The organism is uncultured Campylobacter sp., from assembly GCF_938018145.1.
Classification (GTDB): Bacteria; Campylobacterota; Campylobacteria; order Campylobacterales; family Campylobacteraceae; genus Campylobacter_A.
Genome location: NZ_CALIII010000066.1, coordinates 1 through 4,941 on the forward strand (window position 1 = coordinate 1; position 4,941 = coordinate 4,941).

Here is a 4,941-nt window from a genome sequence, read left to right on the forward strand (position 1 = left end):
TAAAATCTTAATACAAGGAGAAAGCTATGAACAGACGAGGATTTTTAGGACTCGGCGCGGCGCTGGGCGCGACTACGATGGCTCCTAGCCTTTTTGCGAAGGAAAACTTTACGATGTGGGGCGCGCCGGCGATCCCTAGCGTGATAATGGCCGTGGCAAGCATGCAAGGCGAGCTAGCAAAGACGCACGACGTGAAGCTGCGCATCTGGAACACTCCGGACGTCCTGCGCGCGGGTGTGGCTAGCGGCGATATCAAGGTCACTATGTCGCCCTCAAACGTCGCAGCGAACCTGCGAAATCAGGGGTTAAATTTCGCGATGTTAAATTTACTCACGCTAGGCGTCATGAACGCGATGATAAAGGACGAGAGTATCAAGACGCTCGAGGACTTCGTCGGCAAAAAAATCATAATGCCGTTTAAAAACGATATGCCCGATCTCGTGCTACGCGCGCTTTGCAAGAAACGCGGCATAGACGCGAGCAAGCTTGACATCACGTACACCCAGACTCCGCCTGAAGCGGTTGGGCTGTTTATCCAAAAGGACTACGACGTGCTTATCGTGCCGCAGCCTCTTAGCGAAGCGACGATTTTGCGCGGTAAAAAAGCGGGCGTAGCTGTGCATTACGGGCTTGATTTTCCTAAAACTTGGGGCGAGAGCTTTGGTGCCAAACCATACATCCCGATGGCGGGCATCATCGTAAACGTGGACTACTACGAGGCAAATCGCGCGCTTTTTGAGACGCTGCACGCCGATCTAACGAGCGCGCTAAAATGGATCCTGGAAAACAAACAAAGCGCGGCTAAAATCGGCGCCGAGTATCTGCCTGCGCCCGAGCCTGCGCTAGCTGGGGCTTTTGATAAGGCAAATTTGACCGTAACAAAAGCGCATGAGTTGCAAGATGACGTGATGGCGTTTTTTGAGCAAATTTTTGAGTTTAATCCAAAGTTGCTCGGCGGAAAAATGCCTGATAAGAGCCTATTTTTATGATACTCGTCGATAACGTCAAAAAAGACCGCAACGCGTTTTTAAAGGTCGCAGACTACCTTTGGGGCGGCTTTAGCGGATTTGCGACGATCGCGCTTATCATCGCGCTTTGGCAGATCGGCAGCGAGCTGGGAGGGGAGTTTTTACTCCCGGCTCCGCAGGCTGTTTTCGTGCGGGCTTATGAGCTTTTGGCGGATTATAAAAACAGCGAGATAAACATCACTCTCGTGCGCTCGCTAGTCGGAGTCGGTACGGCCTGTGCCATCGGTATCACGCTGGGGCTGGTTGCCGGAGCATATAAAAGCTTTGCCGCGTTTTTAAAGCCAGTTATCACGACGCTGCTTTCTATGCCGCCTATTATTTGGATCGTTTTAGCTATATTTTGGTTCGGGTTTGGAAACGCGAGCACCATCTTTACGATCATCATCACGGTTTTGCCGCTAACCTTTGCTAGCTCGATGGTCGGTATGATGAGCGTTAGCGAGGAGCTAAAGGAGATGTTTGACGCCTATAAACTAGGCATTTGCAAAAAGATTCGCCACCTATACGTTCCGCACCTAACCAGCCACATCATCAGCTCTCTAAGCGTCGCCGTAGGCATGGGCGTAAAGATCGTCATCATGGGCGAGCTGCTAGGCGCGAACGACGGTATGGGCGCCAAGATCGCAAACGCTAGAGTGATGCTAGATACCACCGAGGTGATGGCCTACGTCGTGCTCACTATCGCTATCATTATGCTTTTTGAGTATCTGGTTATCGAGCCGCTAAAGATCACGCTAATGCCGTGGAAAAGGTAGTTTGCCATGCTGGAACTTCAAAATTTAGAATACGAAATTTTACGCGACAAGGTCGTGCGCGACTTTAGTCTAAAGGTCGGCGCGGGCGAAGTAGTGACGCTATTTGGCGCGAGCGGCTGCGGTAAAACCACGATCCTGCGCCTGATCTCGGGTCTCATTGATCCGCGCAAAGGCAAGATAATCAATAAATTTAACAAAACGACCTATCTCTTTCAGGAAAATCGCCTGCTGGAGTGGAAAAATGCGCTTGAAAACGTGCTGCTCGTGATGGACGAACCAGATGAAAAGGCCGTGCTAGAGCTATTTTCTAGGCTTGGACTAACGGAAAAAGACGCACTAAAGTACCCTGACGAGCTAAGCGGCGGCATGCGCCAAAGGGTTGCTTTCGTGCGGGCGATCGTGACAAAGCCTGATTTACTGCTGATGGACGAGCCGTTTTCGGGGCTTGATTATGATATGAAAGAAATCCTGATAGATATCGTCACGCGCCGCGTCGAGGAGGGCATGAGCGTCGTGCTGGTGACTCACGACAGGATGGAGGCCGCGCGCATGTCTAGTAAAATTTGCTTTTTAGCGAGCAAGGGCGCTGTGATCGAGCGCGAGCTGGAACTTGACCGCGCCTTTTCGCAGCGAGATTTTGCCTACGCTAGCGGCGTGATAGACGAAAATTTTAAAGGAAAAATTTATTATGATTAACGACTTTTTCACCCATCCGATGAGAATTTTTTTCCTTACGAGCGCGGTTTGCGCGGTGCTGGGCGGAGCGGTATTTTTTACGCCCGTGGATTTTGTTAGCTGGCACAAATTTATCTTTTTGCACCTTGTTGCAGCCCTTGCGTATGCTGGATTTTTGCTAACGGGACTAACTGATTGGACGAATTTTGGCGGAGGGCTTAAAAAGCACGCCTGCGCTATGTTTTCTTTTTTTGCGGCTAGTTTTGTTAGCGCGTTTTTTAGCCTGTTTGCGGCGCACTTTTTTATGGCGCTTTTTTGGGCGTATCTGGCGGGGCTTTGCGTTTATATGATCTGGCTTGATAGAAACGACGATCAGCTGGGCGTTTTGGCATTTTTACTAGGCATTTTGGGCTTTGAGATTTACTATCTGCTTAGCGGCGAGGAGAAATTTTTAAATTTACAAATCCACCTGCACGTTATCGCGATTTTGCTCGTATCTTTTCGCGTTAGCGTGGTGCTTGGCAAAGAGGCACTAAACCGCGAGTCCGGTATGCAAGACGCGGCCTTTGTGCCAAATTTCGTTTATAAAAACATCGCGATCGTTAGCGTTTGCGCGTTTTTGTTAGTTAGCTTGTTTTTTGAAGGCAGCAAGGCGGTAAATTTCGCCGCTATAGCCTGCGGTAGCGCGATTTTAGCCAAGCTAAAAGAGTGGCACTACAAGGAGCTTTTGCGTCATAGCTTCGTGATTTATTACTACCTGATGCAGCTTTTGCTGGCCGCGGGCTATGCCATTTACGGCGCGAGCGGGATTTTGGGACTGGGGCTGGAGACAAATATGCTGCACGTCATCGCGCTAAACGGCATTATTTTTAGCATTATGCTTATCTTTAACATCGCGGGTCTGCGCCACAGCGGGCAGGAGCTTGAGTTTTTACGCCTGAGCAAGATCGCCTTTGTGCTAGTTATCGCCGCCGGCATTTGCAGGGGCTTTTTGGCTTACGTTTGGAGCGGATTTTATATACATTTACCGGCAACTCTCATCGCCGTAGCGTTTGCACTTTGGTTTATCGATTTTTATAAAATTTTTAGAGATAACGAGTTTAGCGACGATCCGGAGTAGGCTAATCCAGCGTCCTTTTATATCTAGCGAGCGATATGGCTGTACTAACGCATAAAAATGCCAAAATCGCGGCTAGGTCGTAGTAAAAATCGCTAAGTTGGGCGCTTTTTAGCCATACGCCTCTAATGATACGCAAAAAATGCGTCAGCGGAAAGCACTCGCCGATAAACCGCGCCCACGCCGGCATCCCGTAAAAAGGAAACATAAACCCCGACAGCAGCATCGAAGGCAAAAAGAAAAAATAAGTCATCTGCATCGCCTGCAGCTGGCTGCGAGCTAGCGTGCTAAAGGTAAAACCCACGCCCAAATTTGCTAGCATAAGCAAGGTGCAAGCCGTAAAAAGCGCACCCCAGTTGCCGATAGCAGGTAGCCCGAAAAGAAGCCTGGCTATCAACAAAAGCGCGCCTACTTGCAGGTAAGCTATGAGCAGGTAGGGCAAAATTTTGCCTATCATCACTTCAGCCGGGCGTAGAGGAGCTGCGAGGAGATTTTCCATCGTGCCGTGCTCAAACTCCCTCGTCACCGAGATGCTCATTAGCAGGGTCGTCGTTAGCGTGAGTAAGATACCCATGAGCCCGGGGATGATCTGATAGCGCGTGAGTAGCTCCGGGTTGTAGCGAGAGTGCGCGCGCAGCTCAAATTCCGCCCTAGGCTGCGCGTAGCCGGGTTTGTCTCTAGCTAGAGCCTGCTCAAATGCTATTTGGAGCGCGCCCGCGGCGCCCGAGTTTGCCGAGGGATCGGTGGCGTCGGTGGCGATTAAAATTTTAGGCGTTTGGCCTCGCATGAGGTCGCGTTCTAAATTCGGCGGAAAATAGATAATAAACTGCGCCTCGCCGCTTTGCATCATGGCTTCAGCTCTGTCCGCGTCCGCGCCGACGTGTTTGACGTCGAAAAACTCCGTATTTTTCATCGCGCTAACTAGCGAGCGGGTGAGCTTGCCGCCGCTATCAGCGATCACTACGGCTGAGGGCAGGTGGCGCGGGTTGTTGTTTATCGCGTAGCCAAAAAGCAGCATCAGCATCAGCGGCATCGCGATGATCATAGCTAGCGTCGCGCGGTCTCTTAAAATTTGACGAAATTCCTTTACGACCATCGCTGCGGTGCGTGAAAACGAGATAAATTTCATCGCCGCTCCTAAAATCGCTCGTCTTTATGAAGCTCTAGCAGGTGGATGAAAACATCCTCTAGGCTCGCTTTGATCGGTCTTAGGCTTAGCTCGTTTCGCGGTATTTCTAGGCTTTTAACCGCCTCTTGTAGCGCGCCCGCGTCCTTTGCGGTTACGTGATAGCCGTTACCGAAAGCCGAAACGCTAAGCGCGGCGTTTGAGGCTAGCAGCGACGCCGCTTCGCCCGCTCTATCTCCG

5 protein-coding genes and 1 pseudogene are annotated in these 4,941 nt (G+C 50.7%); 4 read left to right on the plus strand and 2 right to left on the minus strand.

Translation table 11 applies throughout. The annotated features are described in order from the left end of the window. Nucleotides 1-26 precede the first annotated feature (26 nt). From Q0338_RS01490 to Q0338_RS01505, 4 genes are read left to right on the plus strand one after another with little or no spacing between them, the layout of a single operon-like run. Nucleotides 27-989, plus strand: coding sequence for an ABC transporter substrate-binding protein (locus Q0338_RS01490; protein ID WP_298085213.1), 963 nt, complete (start codon nt 27-29; stop codon nt 987-989). Continuing rightward, nucleotides 986-1,783, plus strand: coding sequence for an ABC transporter permease subunit (locus Q0338_RS01495; protein ID WP_298085214.1), 798 nt, complete (start codon nt 986-988; stop codon nt 1,781-1,783). Before Q0338_RS01490 ends, Q0338_RS01495 begins: the two co-directional genes overlap by 4 nt. 6 nt (nt 1,784-1,789) lie before the next feature. After that, the gene (locus Q0338_RS01500; RefSeq protein WP_298085215.1) at nt 1,790-2,479 is read left to right on the plus strand and encodes an ATP-binding cassette domain-containing protein; all 690 of its coding nucleotides are present in this window, start codon (nt 1,790-1,792) and stop codon (nt 2,477-2,479) included. Then, nucleotides 2,472-3,578, plus strand: a complete 1,107-nt coding sequence (locus tag Q0338_RS01505) for an NnrS family protein (protein ID WP_298085216.1) — start codon at nt 2,472-2,474, stop codon at nt 3,576-3,578. The genes Q0338_RS01500 and Q0338_RS01505 overlap by 8 nt, the downstream gene beginning before the upstream one ends. 1 nt (nt 3,579) lies before the next feature. Here Q0338_RS01505 and Q0338_RS01510 read toward each other — a convergent pair whose 3' ends face one another. Together Q0338_RS01510 and Q0338_RS01515 are read right to left on the minus strand one after the other, a co-directional pair. Then, nucleotides 3,580-4,704 carry an ABC transporter permease gene (locus Q0338_RS01510; RefSeq protein ID WP_298085217.1) on the minus strand — a complete coding sequence of 375 codons (1,125 nt, stop codon included), beginning with the start codon at nt 4,702-4,704 and terminating at the stop codon, nt 3,580-3,582. A gap of 8 nt (nt 4,705-4,712) precedes the next feature. Continuing rightward, nucleotides 4,713-4,941, minus strand: a pseudogene (locus Q0338_RS01515) (ABC transporter ATP-binding protein); the annotation flags it as partial.

Coding starts and splice junctions, on each gene's coding strand:
- Q0338_RS01495 (WP_298085214.1), top strand. CDS start 986: ATGATACTCGTCGATAACGTCAAAAAAGACCGCAACGCGTTTTTAAAG.
- Q0338_RS01490 (WP_298085213.1), top strand. CDS start 27: ATGAACAGACGAGGATTTTTAGGACTCGGCGCGGCGCTGGGCGCGACT.
- Q0338_RS01500 (WP_298085215.1), top strand. CDS start 1,790: ATGCTGGAACTTCAAAATTTAGAATACGAAATTTTACGCGACAAGGTC.
- Q0338_RS01510 (WP_298085217.1), bottom strand. CDS start 4,704: ATGAAATTTATCTCGTTTTCACGCACCGCAGCGATGGTCGTAAAGGAA.
- Q0338_RS01505 (WP_298085216.1), top strand. CDS start 2,472: ATGATTAACGACTTTTTCACCCATCCGATGAGAATTTTTTTCCTTACG.